Source organism: Xenophilus sp. Marseille-Q4582 (assembly GCF_916700565.1).
Lineage (GTDB): Bacteria > Pseudomonadota > Gammaproteobacteria > Burkholderiales > Burkholderiaceae_C > Xenophilus.
The window spans coordinates 383,488-405,066 of record NZ_CAKAKO010000004.1; the positions used below are offsets into that span (position 1 = coordinate 383,488).

At 72.4% G+C, this 21,579-nt stretch carries 19 protein-coding genes; 9 read left to right on the forward strand and 10 right to left on the reverse strand.

Going from position 1 to position 21,579, the window contains the following annotated elements; all coding sequences use genetic code 11:
• Window positions 1–6 precede the first annotated feature (6 nt).
• The 8 genes from fdxA to LG388_RS17185 form a co-directional block, all read right to left on the reverse strand.
• On the reverse strand, window positions 7–336 hold the full coding sequence (gene fdxA / locus LG388_RS17150) for a ferredoxin FdxA (RefSeq protein WP_225783945.1): 330 nt from the start codon (window positions 334–336) through the stop codon (window positions 7–9).
• A gap of 81 nt (window positions 337–417) precedes the next feature.
• The gene (locus tag LG388_RS17155; RefSeq protein ID WP_225783946.1) at window positions 418–1,881 is read right to left on the reverse strand and encodes a sulfate adenylyltransferase subunit 1; all 1,464 of its coding nucleotides are present in this window, start codon (window positions 1,879–1,881) and stop codon (window positions 418–420) included.
• 135 nt (window positions 1,882–2,016) lie between these two features.
• Window positions 2,017–2,964, reverse strand: coding sequence for a sulfate adenylyltransferase subunit CysD (gene cysD, locus LG388_RS17160; protein ID WP_225783947.1), 948 nt, complete (start codon window positions 2,962–2,964; stop codon window positions 2,017–2,019).
• A 61-nt stretch (window positions 2,965–3,025) separates the two neighbouring features.
• Window positions 3,026–3,646, reverse strand: a complete 621-nt coding sequence (locus LG388_RS17165) for a phosphoadenosine phosphosulfate reductase family protein (protein ID WP_225783948.1) — start codon at window positions 3,644–3,646, stop codon at window positions 3,026–3,028.
• Between the two features lie 252 nt (window positions 3,647–3,898).
• A complete protein-coding gene (locus tag LG388_RS17170) occupies window positions 3,899–4,720 on the reverse strand; it encodes a DUF2894 domain-containing protein (RefSeq protein ID WP_225783949.1) in 822 nt (273 codons plus the stop codon).
• Window positions 4,717–5,433: an OmpA family protein gene (locus LG388_RS17175; protein WP_225783950.1), complete on the reverse strand. Its 717-nt coding sequence runs from the start codon at window positions 5,431–5,433 to the stop codon at window positions 4,717–4,719. The genes LG388_RS17170 and LG388_RS17175 overlap by 4 nt, the downstream gene beginning before the upstream one ends.
• Entirely contained in the window at window positions 5,430–8,090 is a 2,661-nt protein-coding gene (locus LG388_RS17180; protein ID WP_225783951.1) for a DUF802 domain-containing protein, read from the reverse strand. Before LG388_RS17180 ends, LG388_RS17175 begins: the two co-directional genes overlap by 4 nt.
• Window positions 8,087–8,857 (reverse strand): DUF3348 family protein, encoded by a 771-nt coding sequence (locus tag LG388_RS17185; protein ID WP_225783952.1) that lies wholly within the window; start codon window positions 8,855–8,857, stop codon window positions 8,087–8,089. The genes LG388_RS17180 and LG388_RS17185 overlap by 4 nt, the downstream gene beginning before the upstream one ends.
• A 203-nt stretch (window positions 8,858–9,060) precedes the next feature.
• Between LG388_RS17185 and LG388_RS17190 the strand changes: the two genes are divergently transcribed.
• The 4 genes from LG388_RS17190 (at window position 9,061) to LG388_RS17205 (ending at window position 12,958) form a co-directional block, all read left to right on the forward strand.
• Window positions 9,061–9,471, forward strand: a complete 411-nt coding sequence (locus LG388_RS17190) for a nuclear transport factor 2 family protein (RefSeq protein ID WP_225783953.1) — start codon at window positions 9,061–9,063, stop codon at window positions 9,469–9,471.
• A gap of 218 nt (window positions 9,472–9,689) precedes the next feature.
• Window positions 9,690–12,155 carry a membrane-bound PQQ-dependent dehydrogenase, glucose/quinate/shikimate family gene (locus LG388_RS17195; RefSeq protein WP_225783954.1) on the forward strand — a complete coding sequence of 822 codons (2,466 nt, stop codon included), beginning with the start codon at window positions 9,690–9,692 and terminating at the stop codon, window positions 12,153–12,155.
• Between the two features lie 49 nt (window positions 12,156–12,204).
• Window positions 12,205–12,495, forward strand: coding sequence for a hypothetical protein (locus tag LG388_RS17200; RefSeq protein WP_225783955.1), 291 nt, complete (start codon window positions 12,205–12,207; stop codon window positions 12,493–12,495).
• Window positions 12,496–12,526: 31 nt separating this feature from the next.
• On the forward strand, window positions 12,527–12,958 hold the full coding sequence (locus tag LG388_RS17205; RefSeq protein ID WP_225783956.1) for a CopD family protein: 432 nt from the start codon (window positions 12,527–12,529) through the stop codon (window positions 12,956–12,958).
• 11 nt (window positions 12,959–12,969) lie between these two features.
• On the opposite strand, the gene LG388_RS17210 is transcribed toward LG388_RS17205, so the two are convergent.
• Window positions 12,970–13,491: a DUF2231 domain-containing protein gene (locus LG388_RS17210; protein WP_225783957.1), complete on the reverse strand. Its 522-nt coding sequence runs from the start codon at window positions 13,489–13,491 to the stop codon at window positions 12,970–12,972.
• A gap of 54 nt (window positions 13,492–13,545) precedes the next feature.
• On the opposite strand from LG388_RS17210, the gene coxB reads away from it, so the two are divergent.
• Genes coxB through LG388_RS17230 form a run of 4 tightly spaced genes read left to right on the forward strand, consistent with a single transcriptional unit; the run spans window position 13,546 to window position 18,042 of the window.
• Entirely contained in the window at window positions 13,546–14,307 is a 762-nt protein-coding gene (gene coxB / locus LG388_RS17215; RefSeq protein WP_225783958.1) for a cytochrome c oxidase subunit II, read from the forward strand.
• Window positions 14,304–16,841, forward strand: a complete 2,538-nt coding sequence (ctaD, locus tag LG388_RS17220) for a cytochrome c oxidase subunit I (protein ID WP_225783959.1) — start codon at window positions 14,304–14,306, stop codon at window positions 16,839–16,841. The genes coxB and ctaD overlap by 4 nt, the downstream gene beginning before the upstream one ends.
• Window positions 16,838–17,230, forward strand: a complete 393-nt coding sequence (locus LG388_RS17225) for a hypothetical protein (protein ID WP_225783960.1) — start codon at window positions 16,838–16,840, stop codon at window positions 17,228–17,230. Before ctaD ends, LG388_RS17225 begins: the two co-directional genes overlap by 4 nt.
• A gap of 32 nt (window positions 17,231–17,262) precedes the next feature.
• A complete protein-coding gene (locus tag LG388_RS17230) occupies window positions 17,263–18,042 on the forward strand; it encodes a cytochrome c oxidase assembly protein (RefSeq protein WP_225783961.1) in 780 nt (259 codons plus the stop codon).
• A gap of 80 nt (window positions 18,043–18,122) precedes the next feature.
• On the opposite strand, the gene LG388_RS17235 is transcribed toward LG388_RS17230, so the two are convergent.
• Entirely contained in the window at window positions 18,123–19,370 is a 1,248-nt protein-coding gene (locus LG388_RS17235; protein WP_225783962.1) for a patatin-like phospholipase family protein, read from the reverse strand.
• A gap of 183 nt (window positions 19,371–19,553) precedes the next feature.
• Here LG388_RS17235 and LG388_RS17240 point away from each other — a divergent pair, with 183 nt between their 5' ends.
• Window positions 19,554–21,464 carry a bifunctional UDP-sugar hydrolase/5'-nucleotidase gene (locus LG388_RS17240; RefSeq protein ID WP_225783963.1) on the forward strand — a complete coding sequence of 637 codons (1,911 nt, stop codon included), beginning with the start codon at window positions 19,554–19,556 and terminating at the stop codon, window positions 21,462–21,464.
• Window positions 21,465–21,579 lie beyond the last annotated feature (115 nt).

The following is a 21,579-nucleotide window of genomic DNA, read 5'->3' on the forward strand; positions in this document are numbered from 1 at the left end:
GCCGGGTCACTTCACCAGTTCGGCGATCTTGCCCGGCTTGTCCTTCCACTCGTCGGCGTCGGGCAAGGGGGACTTGCGCTTGGTGATGCTCTTCCAGCCATCGGCGCGGGCCAGCTCGGCATTGAGCTGGATGAACGCCAGCTGGTCGGCCGGCAGGTCTTCCTCGGCGAAGATGGCGTTGGCCGGGCATTCGGGAATGCACACGGCGCAATCGATGCACTCGTCGGGGTCGATCACCAGCATGTTCGGCCCTTCGCGGAAGCAGTCCACCGGGCACACGTCGACGCAATCGGTGTATTTGCAGCGGATGCAGTTCTCGGAAACGACGTGAGTCATGGTGGTTTCGCTGGTTCTGAGGCGTTCCTCACGGCCCGTGAAGAACATCCGGAGTTGGCTCGGGAAAACCCGGCATTGTAGTTAAGTGTTTGCCGAACGAGCCGGCGCGGCGCGAACCAGCGCTGCCGCCGCGGTCTTGTGGCTCGCGGTGTCGACCAGCACCAGCGAGCCCAGGGCCCGCGCCTCGGCAAAGGGCCGCACGGCCAGCGGCTGCTGCAGGGCCAGCACCACCTCGCCGATGGTGTTGGCTTCCAGCTGCTGCGCCTCCTCGGCTTCCAGCGTGTGGATGTTCAGCCGGTGCGCGATGCGCGCCACCTTGGCCTTGACCCAGCGGTGGCCGTGCAGCGCCCAGTACACCCGGCCGGCCACCAGCGGCTCGTCGTCGAGCCAGGCGACCGTGGCGTGGATCTCGCGCTGGGGCTCGAAGGCCTCCGGTTCCAGCAGCCAGTCGCCGCGCGACACGTCCACCTCGCGGTCCAGCACGATGCCGGCGCTGTGGCCGGCCGGCACGGCCGCTTCAGCCCGCGTGTGCGTGAGCACGCGCGCCACCGTGGCGTGCTGGTTGCTCGGCAGGATCGCGATGCGCTGGCCAGGCTCGATGCGGCCGCTGGCGACGCGGCCCCAGAAGATGCGGCGGCCCTGCGAGGTGTCGGCCGAGCCGGAGATCGGCCGCGGCGCCGGGCCGCTCCCAAGCGCGGCCGGCGCCCCCTCGGGGGGCAGCGCAGCACGCGAAGCGGCAAGCGTGGGGGCGGAAGGTTTTTCGACCCATTGGACGGGAAATGCGAAGGGCTGCTGTGTGTCAGCCGGCGTCACGGGCAGCTGTTCCAGCAGTTCCAGCAGCGCGGGGCCGTCGTAGCCGGCCCAGCCCGAAGCCTGGCCCGGGCCGTTCGGGTGGCGTGTGGTCACGTTCCAGCCCTTGAGGGCCGACACCGGCACCACGGCCTTGAGCGCGATGCCGGCCGCCTCGGCAAAGTCGCGCAGCGCGCCGCCGATGCGTTCGAAGGCCAGCGCCGCCTCGTCGATGGCGTCGAGCTTGTTGATGGCCACCACCAGCGAGGGCACGCGCAGCAGGTGCGCCAGCAGCAGATGGCGGCGCGTCTGTGGCAGCAGCGTGCGGGCCACGACCTCTCCGTCACTCACCTCCGCAGCCCACGGCAGCTTGGTCGCATCGACCAGCACCACGGCGGCATCGGCGCTCGAGGCGGCCGTGACCATGTTGCGCGTGTACTGCTCGTGGCCCGGCGCGTCGCCGATGATGAACTTGCGCGCGGGCGTCGAGAAGTAGCGGTACGCCACGTCGATGGTGATGCCCTGCTCGCGCTCGGCCGACAGACCGTCGGTCAGCAGCGCCAGGTCGGTCTCGCCATTGCGCTGCACGCCGGCCAGCTGGTCGGCCAGCACGGCGCGGCTGTCCACCAGCAGGCGGCCGATCAGCGTGCTCTTGCCGTCGTCGACCGAGCCGCAGGTGATGAAGCGCAGCGCGGTGCCGGTGTCGGCAGCACTGGGAGCGGGGGTTTTAACTTCCGAGGAGGCAACGGTCGTCATGGCGTGTTGTGTACGTAGGGATGGCGGGTTCAGAGCACTCGTGGAACCGGCTCTGCCGGGCCACTGAGTGCGCCCCCTTGAGGGGGGGAGGCGAGCGACACGAAGTGCGCGATGCCCGTGTGTTTCGGGGGTGGGCTAGAAGTACCCGTCCTTCTTGCGCTTCTCCATCGACGCGTCCGAAGTCTTGTCGTCCATGCGCGTGGCGCCGCGCTCGCTGATGTCGGTGGACAGCGTCTCCACCACCACGTCGGCGGCGTTGGCCGCCAGGCTTTCCACCGGCGCCGTGCAGGTGATGTCGCCCACCGTGCGGAAGCGCACGTCGCGCACCTGCACCGTCTCGCCCTCGCGCGGCGGCGTGAGTTCGGTCACGGGCATCAGGAGGCCCTTGCGCTCCACCACCTCGCGCTTGTGCGTGTAGTAGAGGGAGGGCAGCTCGACCGATTCGCGGGCGATGTACTGCCACACGTCCAGCTCGGTCCAGTTGCTGATCGGGAACACGCGGAAGTGCTCGCCCGGCGCCAGGCGGGTGTTGAACAGCGTCCACAGCTCGGGACGCTGGTCCTTGGGCTGCCACTGGCCGAAGGCGTCGCGGTGCGAAAAGATGCGCTCCTTGGCGCGCGCCTTTTCCTCGTCGCGGCGCGCGCCACCGATCAGCGCGTCGAAACGGAATTCCTCGATGGCTTCGAGCAGCGTGACCGACTGGTGCACGTTGCGCGACTCGCCCGGGTGCGCCAGGCGCACCGTGCCGCGCGCCATCGAATCCTCCACGCTGCGCACGATCAGCTCGGCGCCCAGCTCCTTCGCGCGGTGGTCGCGGAAGGCCGTCACTTCGGGGAAGTTGTGGCCGGTGTCGATCATCAGCAGCGGATAGGGCAGGCGGCCGGCGCCGAAGGCCTTCTCGGCGCACTTGAGCAGCACCAGTGAATCCTTGCCGCCCGAGAACAGCAGCGTCGGCCGCTCGAAGGCCGCGGCCACCTCGCGCAGGATGAAGATGGTCTCTTCCTCCAGCGCGTCCAGGTGCGCATTGGACAGGTGCACGGGTGGGTGCGGCAGCAGCAATTCGGTGTCGGTGCGGGCGTTCATCGGCAGGTCCGGGTCGGGGCAGGGGCGGATCGTGGGAGCGGGTGCGGCCGGGCGGGCCGGCTCAGTGCGACAGGTGCAGGCCGCACTCGCGGTGGTCCTCGCCCTTGGTCGGGTCCACGTAGTCGAAGTTGTTGGGCAGGCCGTGCTTCTCGCAGTATTCGTACAGGTCCTTGGACGACCAGTGCAGCAGCGGCGCGACCTTGATCAGGCCGTCGGGGTTGAGGCTCACCGGCGCCATCTGCGCGCGCACGGCCGTGTCGGTGGCGCGCAGGGCCGTGAACCAGACCTTGGGCGCGGTCTCGCGCAGCGCGCGGGCGAAAGGTTCCAGCTTCACCTCTTCGGTGAAGGCCGCGTGGCGCGGATCGTCGAGCGCGGGCGCCGGGCCCTCCACGGCCTCGCGGTGCGCGCGCGAGCGGCGCGGCAGGTAGATCTTCAGGTTCAGCTTCAGCCGCTGCGTCACTTCGTCGGCGAAGCGGTAGGTGGCTTCGGTGTTGTAGCCGTTGTCCATCCAGATCACCGGCACGTCGGGCTGGGCCTGCGTGACCAGATGCAGGATCACCGCTTCGAAGGGGCGGAAGTTGGTCGTGACGATGGCCGGCTCATTCAGGCCCAGGGCCCAGTCCACCAGGGCCGGCGCGTTGCGGCCCAGATCGGCGTTGACTTGTGCGAGGTCGAAACTCATGGGGAGCGGTTCAGGTGGGGCGCATGGCGGGTCGCGTCGCATCACGGGCGCGGCCGCTTCGCCATCGCAGGGCCCGAACTGTAGGCAGGGGGCTTATGAAAGCAAACGATTGTTTAGTTCGCGCCTTATGCGGATAAGCAAATGCGCCAGCATCCATGCGGGCTGGCGCGGGGTTGCTGGCTGTTTCCGGATAAGGGCGGCGCGATGCGGCTGCGCCCGACGGCGCCGGTGGGCGCGGCCGGAGTTCCGCCCTCAGCGTGTGCGGCTGCTGCGCTTGACGATCAGCTTCTTGGCCGGCGCCTTGCCGCCTTTGCCACCCTTGCCGGCGCTGCGGGCGGGCGCGGCCTCGTCGGGCCGCGCGGACTGCGCGCGTTCCAGCCACATCAGCGTGTCCGCATAGTCCAGGAAGTGGTTCAGGTAGCCCGGCGAGAGCGCGCGCATGGCGGCCAGGGTCTGGTGCACCAGGTGCTGTGCGTTGAGCGGACCGGCCTGGTCGGGCACGCGCGCCAGCGACTGGGTGAGGCGGCGCTCGGCGCTCAGGCGGCTCCAGGTGCTGCGGAAGTAGCCCATGGCCTTGAGGTCCGGCGGGCCGCCCAGGCTGGCCAGCGCCTCGTCGGTGGCCGAGGGGCGGTCGGCGCTCGCCGGCAGCGTGCCGGGGCGCGCCAGCTGCTCCAGCTGGGCCAGCAGCCCGGCCAGCGCGGTGCGGGGCGTGCGCGCCGCGCGCGCCGGCGCGGCCGATGCCCGGGTTTCGACGCGCGCCGTGCGCGGCACCGGCCGGGCATCGGCGGCTGCCGGCACCCCGGCCGCCGGCGCGCGCGCGTCGTGCGCCGCGATGAGTTCGGCCAGCCGCGCGTGCAGCCGGTCCCGCACGGCGCCCCGGCGCGTCTCGGCCTGGCGCGCCAGGGCATGGATGAAGAGGGTGTCGAGCCGGCCCTCGCCGCCCGCCTGCGCGGGCACCGGATGCCGGCGGCGCCAGTCGGCGAGCAGCTGCGCGAGGGCGTCCGCGTGCTGCGGCGCAGCGCCGTCCGCGGGAAGCGGCTCGTCGCCGTGGGCAGGCGCTGGCGGGGTGTTCATCGCACGGCTTTCTCCGCCCCGGCAGCGCGCGCGCCCGCGGCCGCGGCCGGCACTGGCGCGGTGGCCGGCGTGGCGCCCTGGGAGGGCCGGGGCATCGGGGCCATTTCCACGCGGCGGTTGCGCGCGCGGCCTTCGGCGTCGGCATTGGAGGCCACGGCCTGCTGCGCGCCGAAGGCGGCCGCGAACACGTCCTCGGCCGGCAGGCCCTCGTCGATCAGCGCGCGCGTCACCGTCAGCGCGCGCTGGGCCGACAGCTCCCAGTTGTCCGCGAAGCGGCGCGCGTCCTCGCGCATGGGCCGGTCGTCGGTGAAGCCGCTCACCATCAGGATCTCGCGGCGCTCGGCCAGGTAGCGTGCCAGCGGCGCGGCCAGGGTCTTGAGCAGCTGCCGCCCCTCGGGCTGCAGCTCGGCCGAATTGAAGGCGAAGAGCACGCTGCCGCTGATGCCGATGCGTCCGTCCACCAAGGTCACGCGGCCGCTGGCCAGCGGGCCGGCCAGCACCTGTTCCAGCGCCTGGCGGCGCTGCGCTTCCTGCTGGCGCTGCTGCACCTCGGTTTGCAGCCTGGCGCTCAGGTCGGCCTGAAGGCCCAGCGCATAGACCAGCAGCAGCACGAAGGCGCCCAGCAGCCCGGCCATCAGGTCGCCGAACACGGCCCACACGGGCGCGGTCTGGTCGCCCGTGCCGTCGCCGTCGAAATCTTCCTCGTGCGTCATGCGCCGGCCTGCACGGCGCGCGCCTGCCGCGAGGCGATCTGCTGCAGGTCCTCGATGATCTGCTTTTGCGACATCACGCTCAGGTCGATCACCTCGCGCGCCTGCGCCACGTAATAGGCCAGCTGTTCGTCACTGCGCGCCAGGGACGCATCCAGCGCCTCCTCGATGCGCGCGAGCTGCGCCACCAGCTTCTCGCTGCCCTGGCCGAAGTGCTGCAGCGCGCCGCCGAAGGCTTCGCCCAGGCTCGCGATCTCCACCGTGCCGGCCTGCAGCTGCGCCGCGGCGTCCTGCAGGTGGCCGGCCTGCGCCTGCACCTGTTCGCCGAAGCGCGCGCCCACGCGCTCCATCAGCTGGGCCGAGGTGCTGACCAGCGCGTCGATGGCGCCGCGCTGTTCGGTGCTCGCGTGGTTCACGGCGTCGAGCAGCGTGGAGAGGGTGTCGAGGATGCGCGTGCGCTCTTCCAGCATGGCGTTGTCGCGCACCATGCTGTCCGACAGCTTCTGGCGCAGCTCGGCCACCACGTCGGCGGCGGCGCGCGGCGCTTCGGCCGCGGCCTGCACCAGCTGGCCGATCTGTTCGATGGTGCTGCGCGCATGGGCCTCGCTCTGGGCCGTGATCTCGCGCGCGGTGGCGGCCAGGGTGTCGCAGATCTGCGCTTGGCGCGCGGCGTTCTCGGCGCCGGCCTGCGCCCATTGCTGCTGCAGGCTGTCGCGCATCTGCGCCAGCGAAGCGGTCCAGGCCGCGAGGCGCTGCGCGTCCTGATCGGCGGCCTGGGCCCGGTCTTGCGCCTGCGCCTGCTGCAGGCTGTGCAGCAGGGCGGCGCCCTGCTGGCCGAAGCCCTCGCTGGCCGCCTGCAAGGCGCTGCGGGTCTGTTCGCCGAGCTGCGCGCCTGCTTCGGTCTGGCGGGCCAGCGCCTGGTCCCACTGCGCCGCGACCCGGGCCACGGCGCCTTCCAGCCGCGCGCCCACGCCTTCGACCAGGGCCGTGGCACCTTGCTCGAAGCGCTGCGTCAGGGCATCGAAGCGCACGCTCGCGGCTGCCAGCGCGGCCTCGGTGCGTTCGCCCATCGCCGCGCTGCTCTGCGCGTGCTGCGCCAGCGCCTGCTCCCACTGCTGCGCCACGGCCGCGACCGAGGCCTGCAGGCGCGTGTCCACGCCCTCGAAGAGCTGGCCGGCCTGCGCGCCGAACTGCTGCGCCACGGCCTCGAAGCGCTGCGAGGCGGCTTCCAGCGTGGCCCCGCTGCGCTGCTGCAGCGCCTCGCTCTGGCGGGCCTGTTCGGCCAGCGCGCCTTGCCACTGTCCGGCCAGTTGGCCGGTGAGCTTGTGCAGTTGCGCATCGACGCCATCGACCAGTTGCTGCGTGCCGGCGCCGAACTGCTGCGCCACGGCATCGAAGCGTGCCGCGGCGGCTTCCAGCGCGGCCTGCGCCTGGCCGCTCAGGGCCTCGCCCTGGCGCTGCTGCAGCGCGAGCGCGTCCTGCCACTGGCGGCTTTGGCGCTCGGCGCTCGCGTCCAGCCTGGCCTGCAGCGCATCGATCAGCGTGGCATGGCGTTCGGCCTGCTGCTGCGCGGCTTGCGCGTGGGTGTGCTGCAGCGACTGCGACAGCGCCTCGGTGCTGCGCTGGTGCTCGGCCAGCGCCGCCTGCCAGCTCTGCGCGACGGCGGCGCTGGTGGCCTCGAAGCGGCCGCCCAGGCGGTCGAGCTGTTCGTGCACGCGCGCCGCCAGCGCCTGCTGCAGCTGCCCGCTTTCCTGCGCCAGGCCGGCCAGCGTGGCCTGCACCACGGGCTGCAGCGCTTCGGCCGCCACGCGGGCGCTGTGGTCCAGGCTCTTTTGCAGCGACTGGTCCACCGACGCGGCCAGCGCGCGGTAGGTGTTCTGCGCTTCCTCATGGAAGCGCGACTGGCCGCTGCCCAGGCGCTCGTTGAGCGTTTCCTGCTGGCGCGCGAGCGTCTGCATCAGCGCCTGCACCTGCTCGACCAGCGCGGGCATGGCGCCGGCCTGCTGCTGCAGCAAGGCCAGCGCGGCTTCCTGCTGGCGCGCGGGCGAGAAGGCGCGCAGCGTGGTGGCGGCCTGCGCGTCGAGCTGCTGCACGGCCTGTGCGCGCTCCCGCCGCAGCAGGGCCGCGAGCAGCCCCAGCATGGCCGAGGCCGCGACCCCCGCCACCGAGGTGCCGAACGCCAGCCCCAGCCCCTGCACCGGCGCCACCAGCGACTGGCGGATGCTGTCGATGTTCTGCGCCGCCCCCAGCGCGCTGCCCGTGCCCTGCAAGGTGACCACCATGCCGATGAAGGTGCCCAGCATGCCCAGCAGCACCAGCAGGCCCGACAGGTAGGGCGCCAGCGCCGGGCCGGGCAGGGCCGCACGTTCGCCTTCCACGCGGCGGCGCGCGGCGGCGCGCAGCGACGCGGGGAGCTGGCGCAGCCAGTCGTCCAGTGCGGCCGGCGGCGCGGCGGCGCCCGCCAGCGCGTCCAGCGCGGCCTGGAGCGACGCCGTGGCCGTCCGGAAGCGCCACAGTTCGGCCACGCCGATGACGTAGAAGGCGGCGATGAGCAGCGTCATCGCCAGCGCGAGCGGGTTGGCGCCGAGGTAGCCCGCACCCACCCAGCCCACGGCCACGAGGCCGGCGAGGAAGATGGCGAGATGGAGGAGTCGAGTCATGGGTTCGGTTCTTCTTGGGGCGCCGCGTCGGCACGGGCACCGTTGTCACTGCCATCGAGGGCCGCCAGCAGCCCGTCGATGGGCCGCCACCGGAATTCCAGCTCGGCACGCAGCAGGTGCTGCATGTCCTGCACGAAGCGGCGCACCCAGGGCGGTTCGTCGGCGCCGGCTGGCACCGGCGGCGCGCCCGCCGGGTGGGCGTCTTCGGCCTGCTGGAGCTTTTCGTAGTGCTTTTCGAGCAGGCCCGGCACGCCGGCCAGCCATTGCCGCTCCTGCAGTGCCAGCACGCGTTCCATCACCTGGTCCACGGCGGCGAGCTTCGCGCCTTCGGGCGACGCCGCCGCCAGCACCTGGCGCAGCTGCGCGCGCAGCGGGGCGATCGCGTTGTCGAAGGACTGCTGCCGAGTCTGGTAGCGGCGGCGCCAGGTGCCGAAGTCGGGCACCGGCGGCGGCAGCGGCACGCCGTGCAGCGTGGGCTGGCGCCCGCGCCGCACCGGTGGCAGCGCCTCGTCGGCGATCTCGCGTTCCAGCTGCGCATGCACGCGCGCGGCATGGGCCGCGTCGGCGCGCCAGACGCCGTCTTCCATCGGCTGCACCGCGCCCGCCGCGCCCAGCGCCGCCGACAACGGAATGGCCTCGGCCCAGCCGATCCACTGACCGAGCTGTTCCGTGAAGACTTGAGGGGATTCGGCGGCATCGACCTGCGTGAGCCGGGCGAGCAAGCGCACGAGCGTCGAGCCGGTGATCGCCGTGCGCTGAGACACCATGCGGCCAGATCGAAAAACCCGGCAGTCTACACCGCAGGGCATGTAACAAATAAGCGCGTGCTCACGCGTCGCGCAGCGCCCGTGAAAGGATTCACGGGGCCCAGTCGCGCACTGGACTGCCCCGGCCGTGCGCGTCGCGGGCTTGGGCTACCGTGCCGCTGCGGCTTCCCCATCCATCCATCCCCTTTCGGAGAGAGACACGCATGAGCACGCAGCAACCCGCCCCCCTGCAGGCCTGGCACGCGCTGGTGGCCGAGCGCAGCATGCAGGGCCTGAACGCCCTGCTGGCCGAGGACGTCGTCTTCCATTCGCCCGTGGTGCACACGCCGCAGGCGGGCAAGGCCCTCACGGCGCAGTACCTGTACGCGGCCTTCCAGGTCTTCTTCAACGACAGCTTCCGCTACGTGCGCGAAACCGTCGGTGCCGACCACGCGATCCTGGAGTTCGAAGTGCAGATCGAAGGCATCCACGTCAACGGCATCGACATGATCACGTGGAATGCCGAGGGCAGGATCCGCGAGTTCAAGGTCATGGTGCGGCCGCTGAAGGCCATCCAGCTGATCCACCAGAAGATGGCGGCGATGCTGGAGGCGCAGAAAGCCCGGGCCGGCTGACCCGCCGCCGAACGCTCTCGCCCGGGCCCTCCCGGCGGGCACAGGTCCTCTTGTCCGACAGGCGCAGCGTGCGGGCCTGCCTAGCATCGGTCCCGAGTCAAGGGAGATGAACGAAGCGGGCGCCGTCGAAGACCAGAACAACGCAAGCGCGGCCTGAAGCAGCGGCACTCGCGCCACGCTCCGGCGGCGCGTGCGTGCCGTGCCAACCGGGACTGGCCATGAGCACGCATGCGTCACCGCCGCGCCGAAGCCTCGGCGTGCGGCTTTTTCTTCTTTTCCAGGGCTTGCTGGGCCTGGCGGGCCTGGCGATCGCCCTGCTGGGCGGCTGGCTGCTCACGCTGGGCGGCTCGCCCTACTACGTGCTGGCCGGCGCGGGGCTGGTGCTGGCCGCGCTGCTGATGGCCGCGGGCCGGCGCGCGGGCGTGCTGGTGTTCGGCGCGCTGCTGGCCTTCACGCTGGTGTGGGCCCTGTACGAAGTGGGCCTGGACGGCTGGGCGCTGGTGCCGCGGCTGGCCTGGATCGGCGTGCTGGGCCTGGTGCTGCTGGCCTTCTGGCCCGTGGCGCGGGCCTGGATGCCGGGCCTGCGCCCCTCGGCCTTGGGCGTGTGCGCAGGCCTGCTGCCCGTGCTGGCCGCCATGGCCATCCTGGTGCCGCTGCTGCGCTCGCCGCATGTGGAGCTGGCGAATCCCTCTGCGAAGCAGCAGCGTCCGCCCGAGGCCTTCAGCCGCGGCACGGTGCAGTCGCCCGACGCGAACGTCGCCGCCACGCATGATGCGGGCAGCTGGACGGCCTACGGCGGCTCCAACCTGTCGAACCGCTTCACACCTGCGGCGCAGATCACGCCGCAGAACGTGGGCCAGCTGCAGGAGGCCTGGCACTTTCGCACCGGCGACGTGAAGCCCGACGATGCCGACTACAACTACGCCTTCCAGAACACGCCGATCCTGGTGGACGGCACGCTGTACGTGTGCACGCCGAGCCAGATCGTGATCGCGCTCGACGCCGCGCAGGGCACCGAGAAGTGGCGCTTCGATCCGCAGGCCGACCGCCAGGCGATGGCCAACATCGCGGCCAGCACCTGCCGCGGCGTGGCGTACTTCGAGTCGCCCGCTGCCGACGCCGCGCCCGAATGCCGCCGCCGCGTCTTCGTGCCCGTCGTCGACGGCCGCGTGGGCGCCCTCGACGCCGACACCGGCCGCCTGTGCACGGGCTTCGGCAACGCGGGCTATGTCGACCTGAACGAAGGCACGGGCAACACCTTCCCGGGCTTCGTCGCACCCACCTCGCCGCCGCTGGTGATGCGCGGCACCGTGATCATCGGCACCGGCCAGGTGGCCGACGGCGAGGAGCGCGACGCGCCTTCGGGCGTGGTGCGCGGCTATGACGCTGTGACCGGCCAGCAGCGCTGGGCTTGGGACCTGGGCCGCCCCGGCGTGCACACGCCGCCGCCGCCCGGCCAGACCTACACGCGCAGCACGCCCAACGTCTGGTCGATCCTGTCGGGCGACGACGAGTTGGGCCTGGTCTACCTGCCCACGGGCAACCCGGCCAGCGACTTCTGGGGCGCCGACCGCACCGAACTCGAAGACGAATTCACCGCCGCGCTCGTGGCGCTGGACGCCGCCACGGGCGAGCGGCGCTGGCACTTCCGCACCGTCAACCGCGACCTGTGGGACTTCGACCTGAGCCCCGCGCCCAACCTGGTGGACTGGCCCACGCCGCAGGGGCCGCGTCCCGCCGTCGTGCAGGCCAGCAAGAACGGCCAGGTCTACGTGCTGGACCGCGCCACCGGCGCGCCGATCCTGCCCGTGGTGCAGATGCCGGTGCCGCAATACGTGGACACCGAGGAGCGCATCGCGCCCACGCAGCCCATCTCGCCTGGCATGCCCAACACCGTGGGGCCGCCGGGCAAGGAGATGGAGCGGCTGCGCGAGCGCCACGCCTGGGGCATCACGCCCATCGACCAGCTCCTGTGCCGCATCCGGTTCAAGCAGCTGCGCTACGACGGCCCCTACACGCCGCCCACGCTGCAGGGCTCCATCGCCTACGCGGGCAACCACGGCGGCATCAACTGGGGCGGCGTCGCCATCGACGTGCAGCGCGGCATCATGGTCATGAACAGCAACCGCCTGCCCTACACCGAGCATGTGTACCCGCGCGAGGAGATCGAGCGCATGGGGGTGAAGTCGGTCTTTCGCGGCGAGAGCGCGCAGCCCGACTACATGCCGCAGGTGGGCTCGACCCATGGCGCCAAGAAGGAGCCCTGGATGTCGCCGCTGAAGGTGCCGTGCATCGCGCCGCCCTGGGGCTACCTCTCGGGCACCGACCTGCGCACGCAGGAGATCCTGTGGCGCCGGCCGCTGGGCACCGGCTACGACCACGGGCCGCTGGGCATCCCCTCGCGCCTGAAGCTGGAGATGGGCACGCCCAACAACAGCGGCTCGGTCACCACCGGCGGCGGCCTGACCTTCATCGGCGCGGCGCTGGACCGCTTCATGCGCGCCTTCGACACGGAAACGGGCGAGCTGCTGTGGGAGGCGCGCCTGCCCGCCGGCAACCAGGCCGGCCCGATGAGCTACGAGATCGATGGCCGCCAGTACGTGGTGGCGGCCGTGGGCGGCCACGACCGCATGGACACGAAGCTCGGCGACAGCGTGATCGCCTGGGCACTGCCTTCGCGATGACGCCGTCCTTGCGCCGCCTCATCCATCCCGCCTTGACCCGGAGGACGCCATGAGCCCCAGCCGCCCGCCCAGGACCCGTGCCAATCCCTCGCCCGCCGCCGAGCCTGCGCAACAGGGCCGCGAAGTCAGCCGCAAGAAGGAAGAGGAAGGCCGCCTGCCGCCGGACGGCCGGCGCCGAAAGGCCGCGCAGGCGCAGGACGCCGCGCTCAAGCGCCCGGACCGCCCGGAGCGCGAGGAGGCGCTGGACCCGAAGGACGCGCAGAAGGTGCCCGAACACCGCGAGCCCGGCGCGGCCGACCCGGCCGCACGGGGGCGCGACGCGCCGGTGGACGTGCGTTGAGCGGGCGCGGCCTGCATCGAAGGGATCGCCCGTGCCGTGGCTGAAGCTGCTGCACATCAGCGCCGTGGTCGTCTGGTGCGGGGCGCTGCTGTACCTGCCGCTGGCCGTGGCCGCCGCAGGCGGGCGCGCGCGCCGGCCGGTGGCGCTGGGCGCGCCCGACGACGAGATCCTGCGCGCGCTGTTCATCTGGCTGGCGACACCGGCCGCGCTGCTGGCCATCGGCTCGGGCACCTGGATCTTCGTGTGGCAAGGCACGCTGGGCGCGTGGCTGCTGGCCAAGCTGGCGCTGGTGGCGCTGCTGGTGCTGGGCCATGCCAGCTTCGGCCTGTTCATCCTGCGCCTGGAGCGCCGGGAGGGCGCGCGCCGCGCCGCGCTGGCGGTGGGCGCGCTGCTGTTGCCGCTGCTGCTAGGCATCGCCTGGCTGGTGCTCGCCAAGCCGGGCCTGAATGGAGCCTTCCCTTGAGTGAGTTCTTGTCAGTCCGGCGCCAGGTCCACGGCCACGCCCTTCTCGTAGACCAGGCGCCCGCCCAGGTAGGCGGCCAGCGCGATGAACAGCGCCGTCAGCCCCGTGATGGCCGCGCCCCAGGGCCACAGCCACTGCGCCGGGTCGTCGGCGCGCCAGCGCAGCGACCAGTTGAGCGAGGCCAGCGACAGCATCATCACGGCCAGCAGCGCATGGCCCCAGGCGGTGACCAGCCGGCGGATGCGGGCCACGCTCAGCAGATCGACCAGCCCGGCGATGCTGGCGATCCAGCCGCCCGCCGCGCCCACGCCCGCCAGCCACAGGCCGGCGCGCGCCCAGAACGGGTCCTGGGTCCACATCCAGGCCGCGTCGGTGCCCAGCAGGCCGATCAGCGCCGCCACCGGGAAGTGGATCAGCATCGGATGCAGCGGATGGCCGGCGATGGCTGCGCGGCTGAGGATGGGCTCGATGGCGGCGGGCGCCGGCGCGGCGTGGTGGGCAGCGGTGGAAGAGGGCGGGGGCGCAGGAGGCATGCCGCAGTGTGTGCGCTGGCGCTGCTTCCCGGCCTCGGTGCATGCCGCGGCCCCTTGTCGGCCTTGGACCCGGCCGGCCCCTCGGCCGGTGCCATCGCGCAGGTCTGGTGGTGGATGTTCGGCGTGGCCGCGCTGGTCTGGCTGGGCGTGTGCGTGGCGGGCGCACTGGCGATGCGCCGACGCGCGGCGCTGACGCCGGCCCAGCACCGCCGCACGGCCCGGCGCTGGCTGATCGGCGGCGGGCTGCTGCTGCCCGGCACGGCCATCACGGCGCTGCTGGTCTTCGGATCGCCCGCGGGGCTGCATCAGCTGCCCTGGCCTGGCGCGCGCGATGCGGGCGGCGCGCCCTTGCGTGTGGAAGCCATCGGCCACCAGTGGTGGTGGGAGGTCCATTACCCCGACAGCGGCCTGCGCCTGCGCAACGAGATGCGCATCCCGGCCGGCCGGGCGATCGACGTGCACACCATGAGCCGTGACGTGATCCATTCCTTCTGGGTGCCGCGCCTGGGTGGCAAGCTCGATGCCGTGCCGGGCCGCACGCTGGTCGTGCGCCTGCAGGCCGACCGGCCCGGCGCCTACCGCGGCGTGTGCGCCGAGTTCTGCGGCACCGGCCATGCGCACATGGGGCTGGTGGTGCAGGCGATGCCGGCCGGCGACTTCGAGGCGTGGATGCAGCAGGCACAGAAAGCGCAGCAGTCGCAACAAGCGCCGCAGCAGGCGCAGGAGACCGGTCCGTCGGGTCCGCCGCACGCCGGCGCCGCACCCGCTGCACCCACTGCACCCGCTGCAGCGTCCGCCACCGGGGGCGCGCGATGAGCGGCCCCACCCCTTCCACCCCCGACGCCCGCGCGCTGCACGAGGGCCTGCTGGCCGTCTGGCGCAACCCGCCGGGCTGGCGCGCGCTGGCGGCAGTCAACCACGGCACCATTGCGCTGCGCTTCATGCTCACGGGCGCATTCTTCTTCCTGGTGGCCGGCGTGCTCGCCATGCTGCTGCGCGCGCAGCTGGCGCTGCCGCAGCACGACTTCATGGGCGCCGAGGCTTACCACCAGGCCTTCACCATGCACGGCACGCTGATGATGTTCCTGTTCGCCGTGCCGGTGCTGCAGGGGCTGGCGGCCTACCTGCTGCCCAAGATGATCGGCGCGCGCGACCTGGTGTTCCCGCGCCTGTCGGCCTTCGGCTACTGGTGCTACCTGTTCGGCGGGCTGATTTTCACGAGCAGCCTGGTGTTCGAGCTGGCGCCCGACGCCGGCTGGTTCATGTACACGCCCCTGTCCAGCCACCGCTATTCGCCGGGCATCAACGCCGACTTCTGGCTCATCGGCATCACCTTCGTCGAGATCGCCACGCTGGCCGCCGGCATCGAGCTGGCGGTGTCCATCCTGCGCACGCGCGCGGCCGGCCTGTCGCTGCAGAAGATGCCCATCTTCGCGTGGTCGATGCTGGTCACCTCGCTCATGATCGTGATCGGCTTTCCGCCGCTGATCCTGGGTTCGCTGCTGCTGGAGCTGGAGCGCGCGGCCGGCTGGGCCTTCTTCGACCCGACGCGCGGCGGCGATCCGCTCTTGTGGGCGCACCTGTTCTGGCTCTTCGGCCACCCGGAGGTCTACATCATCTTCCTGCCCGCCGCGGGCGTGATCTCCACGCTGGTGCCGGTCTTCGCGCAGCGGCCGCTGGTGGGCTACGCCTGGGTGGTGGCCTCGCTGATCGGCGTGGGCTTCATCAGCTTCGGCCTGTGGGTGCACCACATGTTCACGCTGGGCATCCCGGCGCTGGCGCAGGCCTTCTTCTCGGCCGCGAGCATGCTGGTGGGGGTGCCCACTGCGGTGCAGCTTTTCGCCTGGATCGCGACGCTGTGGACCGGGCGCCCGCGCTGGGAGGTGCCCATGCTGTGGATAGCCGCCTTCCTGCTGGTCTTCGTGGCCGGCGGGCTCACGGGGATCATGCTCGCGCTGGTGCCCTTCAACTGGCAGGTGCACGACACGCATTTCGTGGTGGCGCACTTCCACTATGTATTGGTGGGCGGCATGCTGTTCCCGCTGCTGGCCGGGCTGTACTACTGGCTGCCGCACGTCAGCGGGCGCATGCCCTCGCGGCGGCTCGCGCGCGCGGGCTTCTGGCTCACCTTCATCGGTTTCAACGGCACCTTCCTGGTCATGCACTGGACCGGCCTGCTGGGCATGCCGCGCCGCGTCTACACCTACGAGGCGGGCCTGGGCTGGGAGCTGCCCAACCTGGTCTCCTCGGTGTTCGGCTTCGTCATGGCCTTCGGCATCGTGACGGTGCTGATCGACCTGGCGCTGCACGGGCGGCTGGGCAAGCGCGCGCCCGTGAATCCCTGGGGCGCCGACACGCTGGAATGGGCCACCGCCACGCCGCCCGAACCGTACAACTTCGCTAGCCAGCCGCCGCTGCGCTCGCGCCATCCGCTGTGGTCGCGGCCCGCGCTGCCGCAGGAGATCGCGGACGGCACGCACGCCCTCGCGCGCCACGGGGCGGGCCGCGAGACGCTGGGCAGCAGCGCCGTGTCGGCGCGGCCCACGGAGCTGATCGTGCTGCCCGGCAACAGCTGGCTGCCGCTGCAGGCGGCCCTGCTGCTGGCGCTGCTGTGCGTGCTGCTGCTGCTCAAGCAGTACGTGGCCGCAGCCGGGGTGGCCGTGGCCACGGCGGCGCAACTGCTGCGCTGGTCGTGGATCAACGGCGAGCACCCGGGCTACGGCGCCGCGCATGGCGGCGGCACGGCCGAAGCCGTGGTCCATGGCCGCACCGTGCGGCCGCACACCCACGGCCTGGACGGGCCCGGCCACTGGGGCATGAACCTGACGCTGCTGGCCGACGCGGCGCTGTATGGCGCACTGCTGTTCGGCTGGTTCTTCCTGTGGACCGTGGCGCCGCAATGGCAGGCGCCGGCGGCGCCGATGCTGGGCCATCTGCCGATGCTGGGCGTCGTGGCGCTGCTCGGGGCGGGCGTGCTGCTGTTGCGGCGGGTGCGAAGCGGCCTGCGGGCCGGCCACGCGCACGGCATGGCCGCGCGCATGGCGGTCGCGGGCATCCTGGGCCTGGCGGCCGCAGGCGTGCTGGGCGCGCTGCTGTGGCAGCTGCCGCTGCGCCCGCGCGACACGGCGCACGATGCGGTGCTCAGCGTGGTGCTGATCTACCTGCTGCTGCACAGCGCGCTGGCGGGCGTGCTGGCGCTGATGCAGGCCGCGCGCGCGCGCCGCGGCTGGGTCGGCGTGCACCGGCCCTACGAGCCGCGCGTGGTGGCGGCCTGGTGGCACTACTGCGCCGGCGCGGCGGCGGCGGCCTGGCTGGCCTTCGTGCTGGCGCCTCAGGGGTTCCTGCGATGAGCGGCGCGCGCGCCCTGTGCTGGCCCGCGCCCCACAGCCCCTGGCAGCTGGCGCTGGGCTTCAGCGTCTGGTCGCTCTGGTTCGTGGTGGCCTACGTCGGCCTGTCGCTGGGCTGCGCGATGGCGCCGCCGCCAGCCGGGCCGGGCGCCTTCACGGCACTGAACCTGGGCCTGAGCTTGTGGACCGTGGCGACCGTCGGCATGCTGCTGGCCGCGGCCTGGGTCTGCCTGCGCGCCTGGCGCGCGGCGCGCGCACCCGGGCCGCACGGCCCGGCCGGCGCGGCCCGGCGCCGGTTCATGGCGGGCCTGTCGGCCCTGCTGCACCTGGCGGCCGCCGGAGCGACCGTTTTCGTGGGCCTGCCGCTCGTGTGGCTGCCGCCCTGTCTTTGACCGACCGGTGAAGCCCTGGTGAGGAGAAAGCCATGTTCGCCCCGCTCATGACCTTGTGCACCGTGGATGCCTGGCCGGCCCTGCCGCAGGACTGGTGGCGCGCCTGGAGCCTGGCGCCGGCGTTGCTGCTGCCCTGGCTGGCGCTGGCGGCCTGGTCGGGGGCGTCCGCGTCGCGCAGCGGCCTGCCCGCGGGCTCCGCGCGGCGATGGCGCATGGCGGGGCTCGCGCTGCTGGGGGTGGCGCTGATCTCGCCGCTGTGCCGGCTCGGCGCGACCCTGGCGGGCGCGCACATGGCGCAACTGATGGTGCTGGTGGCCGGCTGCGCGCTGCTCGCCGCGGGCTGGCGCGCGCCGCAGCGCCTGGGCGGCGCGGCTTTGCATGGGGCCGCGGTTGCGCACGGCCTGCTGCTGTGGGTCTGGCACCTGCCCGCGGTGTATGAAGCGGCGCTGGTTTCGGGCGTCGTGCATGTGGGCATGACGGCGGCGCTGGCGCTGGCGTCCTTCGCCTTCTGGCGGCAGGTGTTCCATGCCGAGGCGCCGCACCGCGGGGCGGTGCTGGTGGCGCTGCTGCTGACTCTGGCGCACACGGGCCTGCTGGGCGCGCTGCTGACTTTCGCGGGCACGCCGCTGTATGCCGTGCAGGCCGCGGGGGCACGGGCCTGGGGCCTGGAGCCGCTGGTGGACCAGCAGGTGGCCGGCCTGCTGATGTGGGTGCCCGGAGGCCTGGGCTACATGGGCGTGGCCCTGGGGCTGGCCGTGCGATGGGCAGGGCGGGCGGTTCGGCGGACGCGGGCCACAGGGGCTTCGTTCTGAGTTTTCCTTCGCACCGCAGACCGCCACGCGAGGGGCAGAGCGCCCCGGGGCGCGCCCCGCACGGAGCCTGCCTTTCGGAGTCAGCCGCCCCACCCCATGAACGCGCACACCGCCTCCTTCTGGCGCAGCGTGTCTGCCCGCCCCAGCGCCATCAGTTCCCGCGTGAACCCCGCATCGAACAGCAGGTAGCTCGCCAGCGCCGAGGACTTGACCGCGTGCGTGGCCGCATCGCCGTTCGCGGCGCGGCCGCGGAACATGCGCCGCACCACGCCCGGCAGCGCGTCCACATGCCGGGCCGCCAGCGCGTCGATGCGCTCCGAGGGCGTGATCACCAGCAGCTCGATGGGCCGCAGCCGCGTGTTCGCACGCGCCTCGGGCGGGATCAGCGCCAGGGTCTGGTTGATGCGCTCCAGCCGCTCCACGTCCACCGCCAGCGCGTCCAGGAAGATGCTGGACATCGCATGGCCCGCGATCTGCGCGATGCTGGGATAGCCGCTGTGCGTGTTGGGCCCGGGGGCCTCGCGCGGCTCATGCAGCCGGCCGGCGCCCACCACCAGGATGCGCTCGGCGCCCAGGTGAATGGCGGGCGCGATGGGCGCCGTCTGGCGCATGGAGCCGTCGCCGAAGTACTCGGTATGGCCGGCATGCGCGATGGGCGTGGCCGGGAACACGAAGGGAATGGCCGCAGAGGCCAGCAGGTGCGCGTGGGTCAGCGGCCCCGGGACGGCCTGGCGCTGCGAGCGCACCCACGGGGGCATGGGCGCCCGGCCCTGGGCGCATTGGTAGAAGGTGAAGTGCTCGCCCGAGCTGTAGCTGGAGGCCGTGACGGCCAGTGCGTGCAGGTGGCCGGCCTCCAGCAGCGCGGGCAAGCGCTCCAGCGGCACGAGGCGCTCCAGCAACTGCGCGAGCGGCGTGTTGTCGAGCAGGGCGCGCGGCTGTTCGCGCCGCCAGCGCGCCATCAGCCGGGCCAGGCCCCACAGCATGCGCCAGCGGCCCGCCACGTCCAGGCTGGCGAGCGCATCGGTGCGGTACACCTGGTGGGGCCTGAACTGCCGCCACACGCGCGCGATGCGGCGCACCGCACGGTCGAAATCATGCGCGCCGCAAGCCAGCGCGGCGGCGTTGATGGCGCCCGCCGAAGTGCCCGTGATGACCCCGAAGGGGCTGCCGGCGTGCCGCTCGCCCGATTCGCGGCGCAGCCGCGCGAGGGCCTGCAGCACGCCCACCTGATAGGCTGCGCGGGCGCCGCCGCCGGTCAGCAGCAGGCCGGTGGCGGCGGAGGGCGGAGCGGGCGCGTCAGTCATCGCGCGCCGATTGTGGCCTGCCATGTCTCTCCTCTTTCATGAAACCGACATGCCCGGCCGCGAGCATCGCCGCTTCTGCAATCGAAGGAGAAGTGTGTGCCTTTCCATCCAGCGCCGGGCCGTTCCCCGCTTTCTTGCGCCCCTCGGGAGGCGGACCGGGCGCATCCCGGACCGGCAGGCGCGCTGAAGCAAGGCGCCAGGCTCGGATTGATCTTCGCGGTCACTGCGCTGGTCGCGGCCTGTGGCGGTGGCGGCGGGGGCGGCTTCGCGCTGCCCATCCTGCCCCCCGCCCCGGAGCCCGAGCCGGCCAAGCCCTACGAGCTGACGATCCTGCACATCAACGACCACCATTCCACGTTGGACAGCAAGAGCCGCACGCTCAAGCTCAGGACCGGCGCGGGCGATGCGACCAGCGACGTGACGGTCGATGCCGCCGGCTTCGCCCGCGTGACCACCGCCTTCCGGGAACTGGCCAAGGACAAGCCCCACGTGCTGAAGCTGCACGCCGGCGATGCCACCACCGGCACGCTGTACTTCAACCGCGCCGGCGCCGACGGCGAGGCCGATGCCGCGATGATGAACACCGTGTGCTTCGACGCCTTCACCTTGGGCAACCACGAATTCGACAAGGGCGATTCGGGCCTCAAGGGCTTCCTGGACCGCCTGCGCACCGCCAGCTGCAGCACGCCGGTGCTCAGTGCCAACGTGAAGTTCGGTGCCAGCTCGGCCCTCAACCCCGGCACGGCGCCGGGCTACGTCAGGCCTTCCATCGTGGTGGAACGCGGCGGCCAGAAGATCGGCATCGTCGGGCTGACCATCGCGGCCAAGACCAAGGCGTCGTCGAGCCCCGATGCGGACACCACCTTCGAGGACGAAACCGCGGCCGCCCAGCGCGAGATCGACGCGCTGCGTGCCCAGGGCGTGAACAAGATCATCGTGCAGAGCCACATCGGCTACGAGTACGACCAGACCGTGGCCAAGGCCCTGTCGGGCGTGGACGTGGTGGTGGGCGGCGACTCGCACACCCTGGTCGGCCCGGCCGCCCTGACGCGCTACGGCGTGGGCTCGCCCGCGGGTGCCTACCCCACGCTGGTGCAGGACAAGGACGGCAAGCGCGTGTGCGTGGTGCAGGCCTGGGAATACAGCCAGATCGTGGGCGAGCTGAAGGTCACTTTCGACGACAAGGGCGAGGTGCAGGCATGCGCGGGCACGCCGCACGTGCTGATCGGCGACAACTTCAAGATCGCCGGCGCCGACCCCACCGAAGCCCAGCGCACCGCGCTGCTGGCCGACGTGAAGGCCAGCGGCTTCCTGCGCGTGACGGCGCCCGACAGCGCGGCGCTGGCCGTGCTGGCGCCCTTCAAGGCCAAGGTCGAGACCTTCAACAAGACCGTGGTCGCCACCGCCACCGAAGAAATCTGCTCGCGCCGCGTGCCGGGCGGCCCCGGCACGTCCGACTACTCGCGCTCCAGCGCCAGCTGCAACGCGCTGGGCAGCGTCTCGCTGCGCGGTGGCGACATCCAGCAGATCGCGGCCCAGGCCTTCCTGGACATCGGCGCGCAGAAGTACGGCGGCGCCGACATCTCGCTGCAAAGCGGCGGCGGCGCGCGCGTGCCGCTGCTGCCCGGCCCCGTCACGGCCGCCCAGCTGATCGAAGTGCTGCCCTTCGGCAACATGCTCTACCGCCTGGAAGTGACCGGCGCGGAAGTCAAGGGCATGCTGGAAGACGGCCTGGACAGCACCTTCAAGACCGGCGGCAGCACCGGCCCCTACCCGTACACGGGCGGCCTGCGCTTCGACGTGAACGCCAACGCGGCCAAGGGCCAGCGCGCCACCGGCATCGAGGTGCATGACCGGGCCAGCGGCCAATGGCAGCCCCTGGACCTGAGCCGCAGCTACAAGCTGTTCGTGCTGAGCTTCAACGCCACCGGCGGCGACGGCTATGCCACGCTGGCCGCCGTGCCCGCTGCGCGCCGCCTCGACATCGGCGTGCTGGACGCCGACGTGTTCCTGGACTGGGTGCAGGCCCGCCCGAAGGCGGACTCCGGCCTGCCGGGCCTCGCCCGCCTGCCAGTCGAGCTCTACAGCACCAAGACCTACCAGCAGCCGGCCCGGTAAGCCGACGCTGAGTCCGTCTCACCCGCAGGGCGCCCGTGCGGGGCGGCCGTCACGACCGTGGCGGCTGCCCGGCCGGGTGCCCTTTGCCCTTGGGCCTGGGGGGCAAGAAGGCAGA